The 17,092-nt window shown below is 73.7% G+C and carries 18 protein-coding genes; 14 read left to right on the forward strand and 4 right to left on the reverse strand.

From position 1 onward, the window contains the following. The first annotated feature begins 26 nt into the window (after window positions 1-26). Window positions 27-428 carry a DUF393 domain-containing protein gene (locus tag AB0C78_RS18610; protein ID WP_360749161.1) on the forward strand — a complete coding sequence of 134 codons (402 nt, stop codon included), beginning with the start codon at window positions 27-29 and terminating at the stop codon, window positions 426-428. A 36-nt stretch (window positions 429-464) separates the two neighbouring features. Here AB0C78_RS18610 and AB0C78_RS18615 read toward each other — a convergent pair whose 3' ends face one another. From AB0C78_RS18615 to AB0C78_RS18630, 4 genes are all read right to left on the reverse strand, one after another. Beyond that, window positions 465-1,406, reverse strand: a complete 942-nt coding sequence (locus tag AB0C78_RS18615) for a hypothetical protein (RefSeq protein WP_360749164.1) — start codon at window positions 1,404-1,406, stop codon at window positions 465-467. Continuing rightward, window positions 1,403-1,858, reverse strand: coding sequence for a hypothetical protein (locus AB0C78_RS18620; RefSeq protein ID WP_360749167.1), 456 nt, complete (start codon window positions 1,856-1,858; stop codon window positions 1,403-1,405). Before AB0C78_RS18620 ends, AB0C78_RS18615 begins: the two co-directional genes overlap by 4 nt. A gap of 9 nt (window positions 1,859-1,867) precedes the next feature. Continuing rightward, window positions 1,868-2,674: a polysaccharide deacetylase family protein gene (locus tag AB0C78_RS18625; RefSeq protein ID WP_360749170.1), complete on the reverse strand. Its 807-nt coding sequence runs from the start codon at window positions 2,672-2,674 to the stop codon at window positions 1,868-1,870. 203 nt (window positions 2,675-2,877) lie between these two features. After that, entirely contained in the window at window positions 2,878-5,046 is a 2,169-nt protein-coding gene (locus AB0C78_RS18630; RefSeq protein WP_360749173.1) for an elongation factor G-like protein EF-G2, read from the reverse strand. 322 nt (window positions 5,047-5,368) lie between these two features. On the opposite strand from AB0C78_RS18630, the gene pgsA reads away from it, so the two are divergent. The 13 genes from pgsA to ruvB all read left to right on the forward strand — a co-directional run bounded on the left by pgsA (window position 5,369) and on the right by ruvB (window position 17,090). Further along, a complete protein-coding gene (pgsA, locus tag AB0C78_RS18635; RefSeq protein WP_360749176.1) occupies window positions 5,369-6,091 on the forward strand; it encodes a phosphatidylinositol phosphate synthase in 723 nt (240 codons plus the stop codon). A 76-nt stretch (window positions 6,092-6,167) separates the two neighbouring features. Beyond that, the gene (locus tag AB0C78_RS18640; protein WP_360749179.1) at window positions 6,168-7,112 is read left to right on the forward strand and encodes a phosphatidylinositol mannoside acyltransferase; all 945 of its coding nucleotides are present in this window, start codon (window positions 6,168-6,170) and stop codon (window positions 7,110-7,112) included. Continuing rightward, a complete protein-coding gene (locus tag AB0C78_RS18645) occupies window positions 7,109-8,263 on the forward strand; it encodes a glycosyltransferase family 4 protein (protein ID WP_360749182.1) in 1,155 nt (384 codons plus the stop codon). The genes AB0C78_RS18640 and AB0C78_RS18645 overlap by 4 nt, the downstream gene beginning before the upstream one ends. Before the next feature lie 10 nt (window positions 8,264-8,273). Continuing rightward, on the forward strand, window positions 8,274-8,813 hold the full coding sequence (locus AB0C78_RS18650) for a hypothetical protein (RefSeq protein WP_360749185.1): 540 nt from the start codon (window positions 8,274-8,276) through the stop codon (window positions 8,811-8,813). 161 nt (window positions 8,814-8,974) lie between these two features. Then, on the forward strand, window positions 8,975-9,964 hold the full coding sequence (locus tag AB0C78_RS18655) for a DUF3048 domain-containing protein (protein WP_360749188.1): 990 nt from the start codon (window positions 8,975-8,977) through the stop codon (window positions 9,962-9,964). 127 nt (window positions 9,965-10,091) lie between these two features. After that, window positions 10,092-11,006, forward strand: a complete 915-nt coding sequence (pdxS, locus tag AB0C78_RS18660; RefSeq protein WP_225991471.1) for a pyridoxal 5'-phosphate synthase lyase subunit PdxS — start codon at window positions 10,092-10,094, stop codon at window positions 11,004-11,006. 206 nt (window positions 11,007-11,212) lie between these two features. Then, window positions 11,213-11,827: a hypothetical protein gene (locus AB0C78_RS18665; RefSeq protein ID WP_151539463.1), complete on the forward strand. Its 615-nt coding sequence runs from the start codon at window positions 11,213-11,215 to the stop codon at window positions 11,825-11,827. A gap of 270 nt (window positions 11,828-12,097) precedes the next feature. After that, window positions 12,098-12,721: a pyridoxal 5'-phosphate synthase glutaminase subunit PdxT gene (gene pdxT, locus AB0C78_RS18670; protein WP_360749193.1), complete on the forward strand. Its 624-nt coding sequence runs from the start codon at window positions 12,098-12,100 to the stop codon at window positions 12,719-12,721. Between the two features lie 4 nt (window positions 12,722-12,725). Continuing rightward, window positions 12,726-13,481, forward strand: coding sequence for a YebC/PmpR family DNA-binding transcriptional regulator (locus tag AB0C78_RS18675; protein WP_360749196.1), 756 nt, complete (start codon window positions 12,726-12,728; stop codon window positions 13,479-13,481). 97 nt (window positions 13,482-13,578) lie between these two features. Further along, on the forward strand, window positions 13,579-14,730 hold the full coding sequence (locus tag AB0C78_RS18680; RefSeq protein ID WP_360749199.1) for a GNAT family N-acetyltransferase: 1,152 nt from the start codon (window positions 13,579-13,581) through the stop codon (window positions 14,728-14,730). 94 nt (window positions 14,731-14,824) lie between these two features. Next, complete coding sequence (gene ruvC, locus AB0C78_RS18685; protein WP_360749202.1) at window positions 14,825-15,424, forward strand: crossover junction endodeoxyribonuclease RuvC; 600 nt, start codon at window positions 14,825-14,827, stop codon at window positions 15,422-15,424. Next, on the forward strand, window positions 15,421-16,026 hold the full coding sequence (gene ruvA / locus AB0C78_RS18690) for a Holliday junction branch migration protein RuvA (protein ID WP_151539458.1): 606 nt from the start codon (window positions 15,421-15,423) through the stop codon (window positions 16,024-16,026). Before ruvC ends, ruvA begins: the two co-directional genes overlap by 4 nt. After that, a complete protein-coding gene (gene ruvB, locus AB0C78_RS18695) occupies window positions 16,026-17,090 on the forward strand; it encodes a Holliday junction branch migration DNA helicase RuvB (protein ID WP_360749206.1) in 1,065 nt (354 codons plus the stop codon). The genes ruvA and ruvB overlap by 1 nt, the downstream gene beginning before the upstream one ends. The last annotated feature ends 2 nt before the right edge of the window (window positions 17,091-17,092 follow it).

Here is a 17,092-nt window from a genome sequence, read left to right on the forward strand (position 1 = left end):
GCGCACGGCACGGCATGATGGACGCCATGACGCGACGCGAGCGGCCGGTGCTGGTCTACGACGGCGACTGCGGTTTCTGCACCACCTCGGTGCGCTTCCTCGAACGCCGCGTCCCCGTGGACGCCGAGGTCGTCGCTTTCCAGTTCGCCGACCTCGCCGCGCTCGGCACCACGCAGGAGCGCGCCGAGCACGAGGTGCTGTGGGTCGACCGGGCGGGGCGGGTCAGCGGCGGCGCGGAGGCGATCGGGCGGCTGCTGACGGCGGCCGGCGGCGTGTGGCGCGTCCCGGGCGTCGTCATGCGGACGCCGCCGGTGAGTTGGCTCGCGCACGCCGTCTACCGGCTCGTCGCGAACAACCGGCAGCGGATGCCCGGCGGCACCGCCGCCTGCATGCTGCCCGCCGCGCAGCGGCCCGGCGCCCGGGGCTGACCGCCGCGGCCCGGCGACGCCCGGCCCGGCGTGGCTTCAGGCGGCCTCGGGCGCGGTCGCGTCCGTCCGGCCGCCGAGGGCCCGGCGGAGCCCCGCGGGGAGCCGCACGGTCAGCTTCTCCAGCGGCAGGAACGCCGTCAGCCAGATCGCGTGCGGCAGGAAGTGGATGCTCATCAGCGCGTAGGTCACGGCGTGGAACCCGGCGAAGAACAGCACGAACAGGTACAGCGGCCGTCCACGCAGGAACAGCAGCACCGGCGAGACCGCCTCGGCCAGGAACATGAACCACTGGCTGGCCTTCAGCAGCAGCGGGTAGCCGATGAGGCTGCGCCCGAACGCCGTCCCGCGGCGGCTGAGCGCCCACTGGACGGTCGCGCCGTTCGGCCACGCGGGGAACCCGCCGATCTTCACCTTCGCCCACATCGACAGGAAGTAGGCGGCCACCACCGAGATCTGGATGCCGCGCACCGCCCAGGCGGACGCCTCGCACCCGCGCTCGTCGTCGATGCGGGCCCGTCCGACGCTCGGCAGGACGAACAGCGCCACCACGAGCGCGAGATGGTCGTGGTCGACCTTCCCGTACGACATGCTGATCGTGACCCACCACAGGTACCCGCAGGCGCACACGTAGCCCGTCAGGCGCGGCAGGAACCGGCCCGTCGCGGCGACGAACCCGGCCGCGAGCGTCACGACCAGCAGCGTGTACATCGCGGCGGGCGTCGGCGCGGGAAGGTGGAGCAGCCGACCGACCAGCACCGGCCGGTACAGGTCGGCGGGCAGCCGCGCGTGCGCCAGCGAGCTGCTGGTCAGCAGCAGCATGTCGAACGGCAGGAACGCGTACCCGAGGATCCGCAGCCAGGCGACGCGGGCGCGCGGGACCGGCCCGAACCACCAGCGGCCCCACGGCCCGCGCGCGGCGGGCCCCGGCCCGGCGGGACGGACGGGCCGGGGCGCCTCCGGCGTCGCGGCGGCGGTCACCGCACGTCCCAGACGACGCGGTTGACGCGCCTGGACGACACGACCTTGCCGTGCTCCAGCCTCTTGATCTCCTCCACGACGTAGATCCGGGTGAGCCGCGGGTCGCCGGGATGCAGCCGGTGCTGCCCCTCGGCGATGCCCTGCAGCAGCGACGGGTCGTGGACGATCCGGTCCATCTGCCCCTCGATCTCGGCGCGCTTCATGCCGGTCCCCACGGCGTCCCGGGACAGCTCGACGTGCCGGCCCTCGGCGGTGTCGGCCTCCAGCCAGAACGAGCCGATCGTCCCGCCGTCGTTCTTCACCGAGAACGCGAACTGCGTCATCGGCCCGATGGGGAAGTCGTCGTTGCTCCCGAAGGCGCTCGTGAACAGCAGCGCGGCGACGAACGCCGCGCCGGCGAGCGATCGCCAGAGCCGCGCGCGGGCGCTCAGGCGGAGGACGGACGGGTTCACCGGACAAGCCTAGAGCGCGGCCCGTCGCAGCTGCGACACGGTGACGAAGTCGAAACCGCGGCCGCGCAGCCCGCGGATCATCGCGGGCAGCCGCTCGATCGCGGTCTTCCGGCTGGCGGCGCCGACGTCGTGGGCGAGGACGATGGTGCCGGGCCGCGCGTTGTCGACGACGGCGGCGACCATCTCGTCCGGCTCGCGGCCGAGCGCCCTGTCCTGCACCAGCAGCGACCACAGCACGAGGTCGTAGCCGTGCTGCGCGGCGACGTGCAGCGTGGTGCCGCCGAGCCGGCCCCACGGCGGCCGCAGCAGCGTCGGGGCGCGCCCGGTGACCTGCTCGATCGTCTCGTGCGTGCGGTGGATGGAGCGGTAGGCGTGCGCGAGGCTCAGCTTCGACAGGTCGTCGTGCTTCCAGGTGTGGTTGCCGACCTCGTGCCGGCCGAGCCGCCCCTCGACGAGGCGGGCGTTGCGGGCGAGGCGGCTGCCGACCATGAAGAACGTCGCCGGCACCTTCGCCTCGTCGAGCGCGTCGAGGGCCTGCGGGGTCCAGCGCTCCATCGGCCCGTCGTCGAACGTCAGCGCGACGAGCCGGCGGCGGGTGTTCACCGCCCACACGACGTCGACCTGCCGGTCGGGCGGCTGCCAGGAGTCGACGGACGCCGCGGACGCGGGGGTCGGCGGGTCCTCCCTCCGCCAGGCCTGCTCGGTGGCGAACCCGGCGCCGCCGGCGAGCAGCCCGCCGGCCGCGAGGCCGAGGCCCCGGATGATGTTGCGGCGCCCGGGCCGGGCGGGCCGCCGGTCTTCCCCCGTGTCGTTCATGGCGCAGTAAGAGTTTCACGCCGCGAACCGCCCGCCATCGCCCGAGATGCCGAAATCGGAGTCACCCTCAGGGATGAGTCCGCGCCGCCATTTGGACGACTCCGGAAGGATCAACGGAGGTGTCCCGCGTGGTCCAAGCCCGGGGGTGGACGGGCCGGCGGGGGCGGGCGGGGCGGACGCCGGCCCGCCCCGCCCGCCGCGCGCTAGTCGTGCACCGCCTCGGCCTTCGCGACCTTGTCCGCCAGATGCGAGGGGAGCGGCTCGTACCGCAGGAACGCCCGGTCGAACGTGCCGGTTCCCTGCGACATCGACCGCAGGTCGATCGCGTACCGGACGATCTCCAGCTGCGGCACCTCCGCCTTGATCATCGTGCGGCCGCCCGGCACCGCCTGCGAGCCGAGCACCCGGCCGCGCCGCGAGGTGAGGTCGGACATCACCGCGCCCACGTACTCGTCGGCGATCAGCACGCTCACCTCGTCCACCGGCTCCAGCAGCAGCACCGGGACCTGCCCGGCGGCGTCCTTCAGCGCGAGCGCGCCGGCGGCCTGGAAGGCCATGTCGGAGGAGTCCACCGAGTGCGCCTTGCCGTCGTACAGCGTGACCTTGATGTCGACCAGCGGGTACCCGGCGGACACGCCGCGCTCCATCTGCTGCCGGACGCCCTTCTCGACCGACGGGATGAACTGCCGCGGCACCACCCCGCCGACGATCTTGTCGACGAACTCGAAGCCCTCGCCGGACGGCAACGGCTCCACCTCGATGTGGCAGATGCCGTACTGGCCGTGGCCGCCGGACTGCTTGACGTGCCGGCCGAGGCCCTTGGCGGACCCGCCGAACGTCTCGCGCAGCGGCACCCGCAGCTCGACCCGCTCCACCTCGACGCCGTACCGGGCGCTGAGCCGGTCGATCAGCACGTCGGCGTGCGCCTCGCCCATGCACCACAGCACCAGCTGCCGCGTCTCGGCGTTGTTCTCCAGCCGCAGCGTCGGGTCCTCGGCGACCAGCCGGCCGAGCGCCTGGCTGAGCTTGTCCTCGTCGGCCTTGGACTTGGCGCGGATCGCGACGGGCAGCAGCGGGTCCGGCATCGTCCACGGCGCCATCACCATCGGCGCCGACGGGTCGGACAGCGTGTCGCCGGTCTCGGCGCGCGACAGCTTCGCCACCGCGCAGATGTCGCCGGCGCCGCAGGACGAGACGGTCCGCTGCGTCTTGCCGAGCGGGGAGGTGAGGGCGCCCACCCGTTCGTCGACGTCGTGGTCCTCGTGCCCGCGCTCCTGCATGCCGTGCCCGGACACGTGCACGGTGGTGTCGGGACGCAGCGTCCCGGAGAACACCCGGACCAGCGAGATCCGCCCGACGTACGGGTCGGACGTCGTCTTGACCACCTCGGCGACCAGCGGCCCGTCGGGGTCGCAGCCGATCTCCTTCGGCGGCCCGCCCTGGACGGGCGTCACCGGGGGGATGCCGTGTTCGAGGGGCGAGGGGAACGCCTGCGTGATGACCTCCAGCAGCTCCAGCATCCCGACGACCGGCCCGGGGTGGTCGCCGTGCGGCACCGACGTGGCGAGCACCGGGTAGAAGCTGCCGCGCGCCACCGCGGTCTCCAGGTCCTCGATGAGCGCCTTGACGTCGATCTCCTCGCCGGACAGGTACCGGTCCATGAGGGTCTCGTCCTCGCTCTCCTGGATGATCCCCTCGATCAGCGACGCGCGCTGCTCGGAGATCTGCTCCAGGTACCGCGGGTCGGGCGCGCACTCGGTGCGCTCGCCGGTGGAGTAGTCCAGGCAGCGCTGCGTGAGCAGCCCGACCAGGCCCTTCAGCCCGTCGCCGTCCGCGGCCGGGAAGTACAGCGGGAGCACGCCCTCGCCGAAGGCGTCCTGGCAGCTCAGCACCACGTCGTCGAAGTCGCCGCGCTGCTGGTCGATCTTGGTGATGACGACCGCGCGGGGCATCCCGACCCGCGCGCACTCGTCCCAGATCATCCGGGTGAGGCCGTCGATCCCGTCGACCGCCGAGATCACGAACAGCGCCGCGTCGGCGGCGCGCAGCCCGGCCCGCAGGTCGCCGACGAAGTCGGCGTAGCCGGGGGTGTCGATGAGGTTGACCTTGATGTCGCCGTGCGTGAGCGGGGCGAGCGCGAGGTTGACCGAGCGCTGCTGGCGGACCTCGACGTCGTCGAAGTCGCTGACCGTGGTGCCCTCCTCGACCCGGCCGGCCCGCTGCAGCGTGCCCGCCGCGGTCAGCAGCGCCTCCACGAGCGTGGTCTTTCCCGCCCCCGAATGGCCGACCAGCGCGACGTTGCGCACCCTGTCGCACCCGCCGGCCTCCGGTGCCCTGCCGGGGGCTCCCGGGTGTCCTCCCTTGTCCGCCATGACTACCTCCTCGGACGGGCCTCCTCGCGGGGGCCCGCGTGCGGCTGGGGCCCGGCCCGGAGGGGCCCGGCCCTGACGTCCGAGTGCGGCGTCCTCGTCCAACGTGCGTGACCGACGTCACACCCGTGTCAACACCCTTTCCCGTGTGCGGCGGGATCACAAGGGGTGAACGGCAAACAACCTGCTTCTGTCCGCCGCGCGGGGCCGCAAACCCGGGCCTGACCACGCCGGGCCGGCGGCGGCACTACGATCGGACGCGCCAACGGCGGCCCCCTGGCCGATGCCGGCGGCCCCACTTCCGGCAGCAGGAGAACGGACGGCGATGCTCAACAGAATCAGGCCCGCGCTGGGGCGGGTCCTGACGCCCATCGGACGGACGGTCGCGCGGACCGGGGTGTCGCCCAACGCCATCACCCTCATCGGGACCGCCGGCGTCGCCGCCGGCGCGCTCGTGCTGTTCCCGCGCGGGGAGTTCTTCTGGGGCACGATGGTGATCACCGCGTTCGTGCTGTTCGACATGCTCGACGGCGCGGTCGCCCGTGTCACCGGCAAGATCTCCAAGTTCGGCGCGTTCCTGGACTCCACCCTGGACCGGGTCGCGGACGCGGCGATCTTCTCCGGGCTGATGATCGGGCTGTACCGGGACGGGCAGCACGGCCTCGCCGGCGTCGCCCTGTTCTGCCTGGTCTCCGGGGTCGTGGTGTCGTACGCCAAGGCCCGGGCGGAGGGTCTCGGGTACACCTGCAACGTGGGGATCGCCGAGCGTTCCGAGCGCCTGCTCATCGCCCTGGTGGCGGCGGGCTTCGACGGCCTCGGCGTCCCCTACATCCTGGCGATCGCGCTGTGGGTGCTGGCGGTCCTCAGCACGGTCACGGTCGGGCAGCGGTTCGCGACGGTCTACGCCCAGGCGAAGGACGACCCGGCGCCGAAGCCCGCCGCGTCCGGCCCCGCCGCGGGGTCCGGCGCGTCCGCCGCGGGGAACGAAGAGGACGAGGAGAACGGCGAGAAGGCGCACGCGAAGGCGGGCCCGCAGCCGCGCCGCTGACCCCGCCGCGCCGAACGCCGTACCCGTGACCGGGCCGCGCCGCCGACCAGGCCGCGCCCAGGAGGGAGCCGTGCCCGTGACCGCGCCCGCAGGCGGCTCCGCGCCCGCGTCGCTGCGCGACGAGGTGATGGACGCCGCCTACGCGCTGGGCTGGACGGTCGTCCGCAAGATGCCCGAGGGCGCCGCCCGGCTGGTGTTCACCGCGGTCGCCGACCGCGCCTGGCAGGCCAACGGCGGCGGCGTCCGGCAGCTGGAGCGCAACCTGTGCCGCGTCCTCGGCAAGGACGCCGTGGACGACGAGGTCCGCGTCCTCAGCAAGCGCGTGCTGCGCTCCTACGCCCGCTACTGGCTGGAGGTGTTCCGGCTGCCCGAGTACGGCCGGGACCGGATCGTCGGCCGGATGCGGGTCACCGGCGAGAAGAAGATCTTCGCGAACCTGGAGGCCGGCCGCGGCGTGGTCCTCGCGCTGCCGCACATGGGCAACTACGAGCACGCCGGCGCCTGGCTCGCCGCCTGCGGGCACCCGTTCACCACCGTCGCCGAGCGGCTCAGGCCCGAGTCGCTGTTCGACCGGTTCGTGGAGTTCCGCGAGAGCCTCGGCATGGAGGTCCTCGCGCACACCGGCGCGTCCGCGTTCGGCCGGATGGCGCAGCGGCTGCGCGCCGGGCGGCCCGTCTGCCTGGTCGTCGACCGCGACCTCACCGCGAGCGGCGTCGACGTGGAGTTCTTCGGCGCCACCGCGCGGATGCCCGCGGTTTCCGCCGCGCTCGCGCTGCAGACCGGCGCCGCCCTCATTCCCGTGACACTCTGGTACGAGGGGAAGTACTGGGCGGCGCGCGTCCACGAGGAGGTCCAGGTCCCCGCCGAGGGCGCCAGACGGGAGAAGATCCAGACCATGACGCAGGAGGTCGCGCGGGTCTTCGAGGCGGGCATCGCCGCCCACCCGGAGGACTGGCACATGCTGCAGAAGGTCTGGGTGGACGACCTGGACCCGGCCGGGCCGGGAGAGGCGCGCCGGTGAACGTCGGCATCGTCTGCCCCTACACCTGGAACGTGCCGGGCGGCGTCCAGCAGCACATCCGCGACCTCGCCGAGGCGCTGATCGCGCTCGGGCACCGGGTGTCGGTGATGACGCCCGCCGACGACGACGCCGACCTGCCGCCCTACGCCGTCTCCGCCGGGCGCGCCGTCCCCGTCCCCTACAACGGGTCGGTGGCGCGGCTGGCGTTCGGGTTCCTGTCGTCGGCGCGCGTGCGCCGCTGGATCAACGAGGGCGGCTTCGACGTCCTGCACGTCCACGAGCCCGCCGCGCCGTCGCTCGGCCTGCTGGCGTGCTGGGCGGCGGACGGGCCGATCGTCGGCACCTTCCACGCCTCCTACGAGCGGTCCCGCGCGCTGTCGGTGACCGCGCCGATCCTGCGCAGCGCGCTGGAGAAGATCAACGGGCGGATCGCGGTGTCCGAGGCGGCCCGCACCAGCCTGGTCGAGCACCTCGGCGGCGACGCGGTGCTGATCCCGAACGGGGTCGCCACCGAGCGGTACGCGATGGCCGCCCCGCTGCCGGGCTGGCGGGGGCGCGCCGGCGGGCCGGGCGGCGGCGAGGCGCTCGGCTTCCTCGGCCGGATGGACGAGCCGCGCAAGGGCCTGCCGGTGCTGCTGCGCGCGTTCGAGATCCTCGGGCGCCGCCGCCCGGGCCTGCGGCTGCTGCTCGCCGGGCCCGGCGACGCCGACGACGTGGCCGCCCGCGTCTCCCCGGAGCTGCGCGACCGGGTGATCGTGCTCGGCATGGTGAGCGAGGAGGACAAGATCCGCGCCTACCACTCGGTGGACGCGTTCGTCGCGCCCAACCTCGGCGGCGAGAGTTTCGGCATCGTGCTCGCCGAGGCGATGTCGGCGGGCGCGCCGATCCTCGCCAGCGACATCGAGGCGTTCGACCGGGTGCTGCTCGGCGGCCGCGCCGGGGCGCTGTTCCCGGCGGGCGACCACGAGGCCCTCGCCGCCGCGGCCGCCGCGCTGCTCGACGACCCGGCCCGGCGCAAGCAGCTGTCCGCGGAGGCCCGCGCGGCCGTCCGCGCCTACGACTGGTCGTCGGTGGCCCGCGACGTGCTGCGGGTCTACGAGACGGTCGCGTACGCGGGCGCGGGCGTCGTCGAGTCCGGCTCCGGCGCCTGAGGACGGCCCGATGCTCTACCACTGGATCATCGACGTGCTGTTCTGGATCGCCGTCGTGTTCCTCGTCGGGGTGTACGTGTCGTGGCGCGCCACCCGGCTGGACCGGCTGCACGTCCGCGTCGAGACCGCGCGCGCCGCGCTGGACGCCGCGCTGGTGAGGCGGGCCGCCGCGGCGCTGGAGCTCGCGGCGTCCCGGCTGCTGGACCCGGCCGCGAGCCTGGTGCTGGCGACAGCTGCGCACGAGGCCCGGACCGCTGACGCCGACAACCGCGAGTTCGCCGAGAGCGATCTGTCGCGCGCGCTGCGGGCCGTGGCCGACCAGCCGGACTTCGCCGGCACGGTCGCGGGGGAGGGCGGCGACGGCACCGACGTGCTGGAGGAGCTGTCCTCGTCGGCCGCGAAGGTCGCCTACGCGCGCCGCTTCTACAACGACGCCGTCGCGCAGGCGCGGGCCGCGCGCCGCAAGCCGCTGATCCGCGTCCTGCCGCTGGCCGGCCGCGCGCCGCTGCCGGACTTCTTCGAGATCGACGACGACCCGCCCGGCATCTGACCTCCCGGCGCCCGCGCCGCCCTTTTGATCGCCGCGGGCGGGCCGCCGCGTACAGCGGACCGGGCGAACGCATCATGTCCGTTCGCTACCCTCGGGCAGATCGCCGCAAAGGGAGGGTTATGCGACACGCGTGGCACAGGACGGCACGGGGCAGGGCGGCCGTGGGACTCGGCGCCGCCGTGCTCGGCGCGGCCCTCGCGGCCTGCTCCGACTCGCACGGATCGGGTACCGCGGCGCCGCCGAGCGCGCACGGCGGCACGTCCTCCGGGACCCCCGCGCCGGCGACGCACCCGTTCAACGGGGGCACCACGGGGCTGAAGAACCCGGTCCTCGCCGTGAAGATCGAGAACACCAAGCCCGCGCTGCCCCAGGCGGGGGTGTCGGCCGCCGACATCGTCTACGTCGAGCAGGTGGAGGGCGGCGAGACCCGGCTGATGGCGGTGTACTCGTCCAAGCTGCCGAAGCGCGTCGGGCCGGTCCGCAGCGCCCGCATCTCCGACCTCCACATCCTCCCGCAGTTCGGGCATCCCGCCTTCGCGTTCTCCGGCGTGCAGAGCAAGATGAAGAAGTACATCCGCAAGGCGCCGGTGTACGACATCTCCCAGGAGAACGCGGGATCCGCCTACTCCCGCTCCAGCGCGAGGCGGATCCCCTACAACCTCTACGGCGACCCGAAGGCCCTGCTCAAGGACGCGCCCAAGGCGTCCGCGCCGCGCGACATCGGCTTCCGCTTCGGCCCCGCGCCCGAAGGCGGCAAGCCGACCGGTTCGTTCACAGCGAGATGGCCGGCGGCGACGATGGGCTTCACCTGGTCCGCCAAGCAGAAGCGATGGCTCGCCAGTTGGGGCGGAAAACCGGACACCGCGGCCGAAGGTGGACGGCTCGGCGGCGCCACGGTCGTCGTCCAGTACGCCAAGACGACCCGCTCCAAGTTCCACGACTTCCTCGGCAGCTACACCCCGCTGATCCAGACGACCGGCACTGGCCGCGCCACCGTGCTGCGCGACGGCAAGGCCTACGACGCCAAGTGGTCGCGCCCCTCGGAGACCTCCGGCACCACCTACACCACCGCCGACGGCAAGCCGATGACGTTCGCGCGCGGACAGGTCTGGGTGGTCCTGCTGAACGACGGCAAGCCCCACATTCCATAGCGCCGCGGGCGGCCGGTCAACGGCCAATTCCCGCCCATTGGCCTGCCCCCGCGGGGGCGTCGAAAGGCCCCGCTAGCAGGCAATATCATGGAAGGCGAACTGTCGTCCGCGCACGTGAGGAATGCCCGTGTCCACTTTGAATTCCGCCCCGGAGAACGCGCCCGAGACCGGCACCGCCCGCGTCAAGCGCGGCATGGCGGAGATGCTCAAGGGCGGCGTGATCATGGACGTCGTCACCCCCGAGCAGGCGAAGATCGCCGAGGACGCCGGTGCCGTCGCGGTGATGGCCCTGGAGCGGGTGCCCGCCGACATCCGCGCCGAGGGCGGCATCTCCCGGATGAGCGACCCCGACATGATCGACGGCATCATCAGCGCCGTCTCCATCCCGGTCATGGCCAAGGCCCGCATCGGCCACTTCGTCGAGGCGCAGGTGCTGCAGGCCCTCGGCGTCGACTACGTCGACGAGTCCGAGGTGCTCACCCCCGCCGACTACGAGAACCACATCGACAAGTGGGCGTTCACCGTCCCGTTCGTGTGCGGCGCCACCAACCTCGGCGAGGCGCTGCGCCGCATCACCGAGGGCGCGGCGATGATCCGCTCCAAGGGCGAGGCCGGCACCGGCGACGTCTCCAACGCCACCACGCACATGCGGCAGATCCGGCAGGAGATCCGCCGCCTCCAGTCGCTGCCCGAGGACGAGCTGTACGTCGCGGCCAAGGAGCTCCAGGCCCCGTACGAGCTGGTCAAGGAGGTCGCGCAGGCCGGCAAGCTGCCCGTGGTGCTGTTCACCGCCGGCGGCATCGCCACCCCCGCCGACGCCGCGATGATGATGCAGCTCGGCGCCGAGGGCGTGTTCGTCGGCTCCGGCATCTTCAAGTCCGGCAACCCGGCGCAGCGCGCCGAGGCGATCGTCAAGGCCACCACCTTCCACGACGACCCCGGCGTGATCGCCAAGGTGTCCCGCGGCCTCGGCGACGCCATGGTCGGCATCAACGTCGCCTCCCTCGGCGAGGACCAGAAGTTCGCCCACCGCGGCTGGTGACGCCCGGCCGTGCCCGAGCCGCGTGCCCGGATCGCGCGCCCGGCCGCCCGGTCCGATGACCGGGCGGTCAGGCGGGTGGCCCCCTCCCCGGCGCGGCGCCGGAGGGATTACGCTGGCGGCGCGGCCGGTGAGGGGCCGGGTCGCCGGGGCGGGCCCCCCGGAGACCGGGCGCCCCTGCGCGGTGCCCGGCCGCGGGAGGGGAGAGCATGGCTTGGTCCGTCGCGCTGGCGTGCGCGAGCGCGGGTGAACCCACCGAGGTGTTCCGGCCGGGCCTCGTGCCCGACCCCGGCGAGGCGGCGCGGATCGCGCGCGGCCTCTACCCGGCGGCCACCCTCACCGAGACCGGCGACACCGTCCTGGACTTCGCGCTCTGGCCGTACGAGGACGAGCTGTTCGTCGGCGCGTTCGAGCGGGCGCTGCTGCTGTGCGACCGGCGGTTGTTCTGCCTGGACGACGACGCCCGCCGGATCGCCGACACCGCGGCCGCCGCGCTGCCCGGCGCGTCCTGCGGCGTGCTGGTCCTGCACACGGTCATCCGCGGCTGCTGGTTCCGCTGGTACACCGACGGCGAGCTGCTCCGCGACGTGTTCGTCACCGCGGAGGACGGCGTCGTCGTCGACCAGGGGGAGCGGCTCCCCGCCGAGCGCCCGTTCTGGCGGGCCATCGACGCGGGCGCCCCGGACGTCCCGCTCCCGTTCGACCACGAGGAGTTCGGGCTCGCGCTCGCCGCTGCCCACATGTTCGGGCGCGGCATCGCCGACCGGGGCAAGGACGGCTTCCTGCCGCTGGAGCTCCCGCTCCGCCGCTTCAAGCACGCGTGATTTCGGCAAGCCAGGCCCGGGGTCCTCGCCTGGCGGCTCGGACCCCGACCTGTCTTGGGCGAGCGCGGCATCGCTTCGCGATCTTCCCGGGGAGGCTCGCCTCCGGCTTCGCCTCCCCGGTCAGGTCACGCGCTCGCGCGACGGCTCGGGTGCACGCGGCGGGTGCGGACACGCCCTAGGGGAAGATCCACCGCGTCCCGCCGTGTTGTACGAACGTCCACGGTTTTTGCCTATATCCGCGTCCGCGCGACCCTTGAGAGGTTCACCCACGTGACTGCTGCCGTACCGACGATCGGCGTCCTCGCCCTCCAGGGCGACGTGCGCGAGCACGCCCGCGCCCTGGAGCAGGCCGGCGCGCGCACCCTCAACGTGCGGCGCGCCGAGGAGCTCGACCAGGTCGACGGGCTCGTCCTGCCGGGCGGGGAGTCCACCACCATGTGGCGGCTGGCGCGCGCGTTCGAGCTGCTGGAGCCGCTGCGCAAGCGGATCGAGGGGGGACTGCCCGCCTACGGGTCCTGCGCCGGCATGATCATGCTGGCGGACCGGATCCGGGACGGCGTGGCGGGGCAGGAGACCGTCGGTGGCATCGACATGACCGTGCGGCGCAACGCGTTCGGCCGGCAGGTCGACTCGTTCGAGTCCGACGTGCCGCTGACCGGTATGGGGGACACGCCGTACCACGCCGTTTTCATCCGCGCACCCTGGGTGGAGTCCGTCGGCGACGCCGTCGAGGTCCTCGGACGCGCCGAGAGCGGCCCGAACGCCGGTAGGATCGTCGCCGTCCGCCAGGGTCGCCTCATGGCGACCTCCTTCCACCCGGAGCTGACGGGCGACTTCCGCGTGCACCACTACTTCGCCGATCTGGTGCGCCGGGCGATGCGCAAGGAGGATTGACTGAATGTCCGGCCATTCCAAATGGGCGACGACCAAGCACAAGAAGGCGGCCCTCGACGCCAAGCGGGGCAAGCTCTTCGCCAAGCTGATCAAGAACATCGAGGTGGCGGCCCGCACGGGCGGCGGCGACCCCGACGCCAACCCCACCCTGTACGACGCCATCTACAAGGCGAAGAAGAACTCCGTCCCCAACGACAACATCGAGCGCGCGCGCAAGCGCGGCGCCGGTGAGGAGGCCGGGGGCGCCGACTGGCAGAACATCACCTACGAGGGCTACGCCCCCGGCGGTGTCGCCGTGCTGATCGAGTGCCTGACCGACAACCGCAACCGCGCCGCGTCCGAGGTCCGGGTGGCCCTCACCCGCAACGGCGGCTCCCTCGCCGATCCCGGCTCGGTGTCGTACATGTTCAACCGCAAGGGCGTCGTGATCGTCCCGAAGGCGGGCACCAGCGAGGACGACGTGATGATGGCCGTCCTCGACGCCGGCGCGGAGGAGGTCAACGAGCTCGACGACGAGAACTTCGAGGTCGTCAGCGAGGCCGGCGACCTGGTCGCGGTCCGCACCGCGCTGGTCGAGGCCGGGATCGACTACGAGTCGGCCGAGAGCAAGTTCCTGCCGAGCGTGACCGTCCCGCTCGACGAGGACAACGCCAAGAAGGTCTTCCGCCTGCTGGACGCCCTCGAGGACTCCGACGACGTCCAGGACGTCTACGCCAACTTCGACGTCTCGGACGAAGTGATGGAGAAGATCGACGCCTGAGAGCCGCGTCGCACGCCGGGAACGCCGCCGCCGCCCGTGAGGGCGCGGCGGCGTTCGGCTTCCCGGTGCGTCCGCGCGATGGTCTACGGTCGGGATCATGGAGATCCGCGAGCTCACCCCCGAGGAGATGGAAGCCACCCGGGACATCCGCGCCCGTGCCTTCGGGCGGCTGACGGACGCGGAATGGGAGGCCGCGCTGCGCCGCAGCCGGCCGGTGCTGGCGGCGGGACGGCAGTTCGGCGGCTTCGACGGCGACCGGATCGTGGCGACCGGCCGCATCCACGACATGACGCAGTGGTGGCATGGGCGCGCGGTCTCCATGGGCGGCGTCAGCGGGATCACGGTCGCGCCGGAGGAGCGCGGGCGCGGGGTGGGCCGCCGCCTCATGACCGAGATGCTCGAGCGCTGCGCCGGGTTCGGGCACGCGGTGTCGATGCTGTATCCGGCGACGACGCGGATCTACCGGTCGCTCGGCTGGGAGCACGCCGGCGCCCAGCACAAGATCGAGCTTCCGGTGGAGGCGCTGCGCGGCATCGCCGCCGAGCGGGTGCCGGTCCGCCGCGCCGGGCCCGAGGACGCGGCGGAGGTCGCGGCGGTGGTCGGCCGCGCCCACGCGTCCGCCGGCGACTGCGGGCCGATCGGCTGGCACGAGTCGATGTGGCCGGGCTTCCTCGACGACCCCAACGAGTACTGCTATCTCGCCGAGGACGGGTTCCTCGCCTACCGCTGGGCCGAGGGGAACGCGGCGCTGGAGGTGATCCGGGCCGTGGCGGCCTCGGAGCGGACGCTGCGCGCGCTCTGGGCCATCGTGGGCTCCGGTTCCTCGACGGCGTCGACGGTGAAGGCCTGCATCTCGCCCATGGACCCGGTCCTGTGGCTGCCGGGGGAGCGGGAGAAGGAGACCGTCCGGCGCAGCCAGTGGATGCTGCGGGTGGTGGACGCGCCCGCCGCGATCGAGGCGCGCGGCTACCCCGAGGGGGTCGCCGTCACGGTCCCGCTGGAGATCGACGACCCGCAGCGGCCGGGCAACTCGGGCCACTGGCGCCTGGAGATCAAGGACGGCGAGGGGCGGCTGGAACGGTCCGGCGCGGACGCCGCCGCCGTCCGCATGGGTGCGCGGGGCCTGTCCGCCCTGTACGCGGGCGTACCGGTCGCCACCCTGCGCCGTGTGGGGCTGCTCGCCGGCGGGGACGCGGGGGCGCTCTCCGCCGCGTTCGCGGCCACGCCGTTCTCGCTCGACTACTTCTAGCGACTACTTCTAGCGGGACACGCCAGCCGCACGCGGACGATGTCATCCTGAGTTGGTAGCGTGTTCGGCCGAACAGATGATCGAAGGAGCGGCCGTGCGGGTGATGGGGGTGGACCCCGGGCTCACCCGGTGCGGGGTGGGGGTCGTCGAGGGCGCGCCCGGCAAGCGGCTGCAGCTGGTGCACGTGTCGGTGGTGCGGACCGACCCCGCCGAGGACCACGCGCTGCGGCTGCTCGGCGTCGAGCGGGGGATCGAGGCGCTGATGGACGAGCTGCGACCCGACGCCGTCGCCGTCGAGCGGGTGTTCTCCCAGCACAACGTCCGCACCGTGATGGGCACCGCGCAGGCCGCCGGCATCGCGATGCTGGCCGCCGCCCGCCGCGGCCTGCCGGTCGCGCTGCACACCCCGAGCGAGGCCAAGGCCGCCGTCACCGGCAACGGCCGCGCCGACAAGGCGCAGGTGACGACGATGGTCACCCGCCTGCTGAGCCTGGAGACCGCGCCGAAGCCCGCGGACGCCGCCGACGCGCTCGCGCTCGCGATCTGCCACGTGTGGCGCGGCAGCGCGCAGCGGCGGCTCGCGCGGGCGCAGGTCTCGCGGGTCGAGGAGCTGGCGCGGGCCGAGCGCGAGCGGCTGGCCGCCCGGAGCACCACCGCCCCTGGGGGCCGGAGCAGAGGAGGAAGCGTCCAGTGATCGCCTTCGTCAGCGGCCAGGTGGCCGCCGCCGGGCCGGACGGCGCGGTGATCGACGTGCACGGCGTCGGCCTGGCCGTGCAGTGCACGCCCGCGACCCTCGCGGGGCTGCGGGTCGGCGACCACGCGAAGGTGCCGACCTCGCTGGTCGTCCGGGAGGACTCGCTGACCCTGTTCGGGTTCGCCGACGACGACGAGCGGACGGTGTTCGAGCTCCTGCAGACCGCCAGCGGCGTCGGCCCCCGCCTCGCGCTGGCGATGCTCGCCGTGCACACCCCGAACGCGCTGCGCCGCGCCGTCGCCACCGAGGACCTGACCGCGCTGACCAAGGTGCCGGGGATCGGCAAGAAGGGCGCGCAGCGGATCGTCCTGGAGCTGAAGGACCGGCTCGGCGGGCCCGTCGGCGACGGCGCCGCCGAGGTGCGGGCGCCCGCCGCGGCCGAGGCGTGGCGCACCCAGGTCCAGATGGGCCTGATCAACCTCGGCTGGTCCGCCAAGGACGCCGACGCGGCCGTCGACGCCGTCGCCGCCGACCTCGACGGCGCCGAGGCGCCCCCGGTCGCGGCGCTGCTGAAGTCCGCGCTGAAGAAGCTCGCCAAGTGATGGAGGACGGCGAGCGGCTGGTCTCGGCGGACGCGGAGGGCGCCGAGGAGCAGGTGATCGAGGCGGCGCTGCGGCCGAAGAAGCTCGACGACTTCGTCGGGCAGGAGCGGGTCCGCGAGCAGCTGTCGCTGGTGCTGCGCGGGGCGCTGCGCCGCGGCCGCACGCCCGACCACGTGCTGCTGTCCGGCGGTCCCGGGCTCGGCAAGACGACCCTCGCCATGATCATCGCGGCGGAGCTGGGGCAGCCGCTGCGGATCTCCTCCGGTCCCGCGATCGAGCGCGCCGGGGACCTCGCGGCGGTGCTGTCCACCCTCGCCGAGGGCGAGGTGCTGTTCCTCGACGAGATCCACCGGCTGGCGCGGCCCGCCGAGGAGATGCTCTACATGGCGATGGAGGACTTCCGGGTCGACGTCGTCGTGGGCAAGGGGCCGGGCGCGACCGCGATCCCCCTCGACATCGCGCCGTTCACGCTGGTCGGCGCGACGACCCGGGCGGGCATGCTGCCGGGGCCGCTGCGCGACCGGTTCGGGTTCGTCGCGCACATGGACTTCTACGAGCCCGCCGAGCTGGAGGTGATCGTCCGGCGGTCGGCGCGGCTGCTGGACGTGGAGATCACCGACGACGGCGCCGCCGAGGTCGCCGGGCGGTCCCGGGGGACGCCCCGGATCGCCAACCGGCTGCTGCGCCGCGTCCGCGACTACGCCGAGGTCCGCGCCGACGGCGTGATCACGCGGGAGCTGGCGAAGGCCGCCCTGCGACTCTACGAGGTGGACGAGCGTGGTCTGGACCGGCTCGACCGGGCCGTCCTGGAGTCGCTGATGCGCAAGTTCGGCGGGGGGCCGGTGGGGCTGTCGACGCTGGCGGTGTCCGTGGGGGAGGAGCCCGAGACGGTGGAGGTCGTCGCCGAGCCGTTCCTCGTCCGGCAGGGCCTGCTGGCCCGGACGCCCCGCGGCCGCATCGCGACGCCCGCCGCGTGGGCGCATCTCGGCATCGCTCAACCGGCCGCGTCGCCCATGGCCGGTACGCTGTTCGAGGTGGACGACGGCGCCGATCGGCCCGAATAGTG

The organism is Actinomadura sp. NPDC048394 (assembly GCF_040651755.1).
In the GTDB taxonomy this organism is placed as follows: domain Bacteria; phylum Actinomycetota; class Actinomycetes; order Streptosporangiales; family Streptosporangiaceae; genus Spirillospora; species Spirillospora montaniterrae.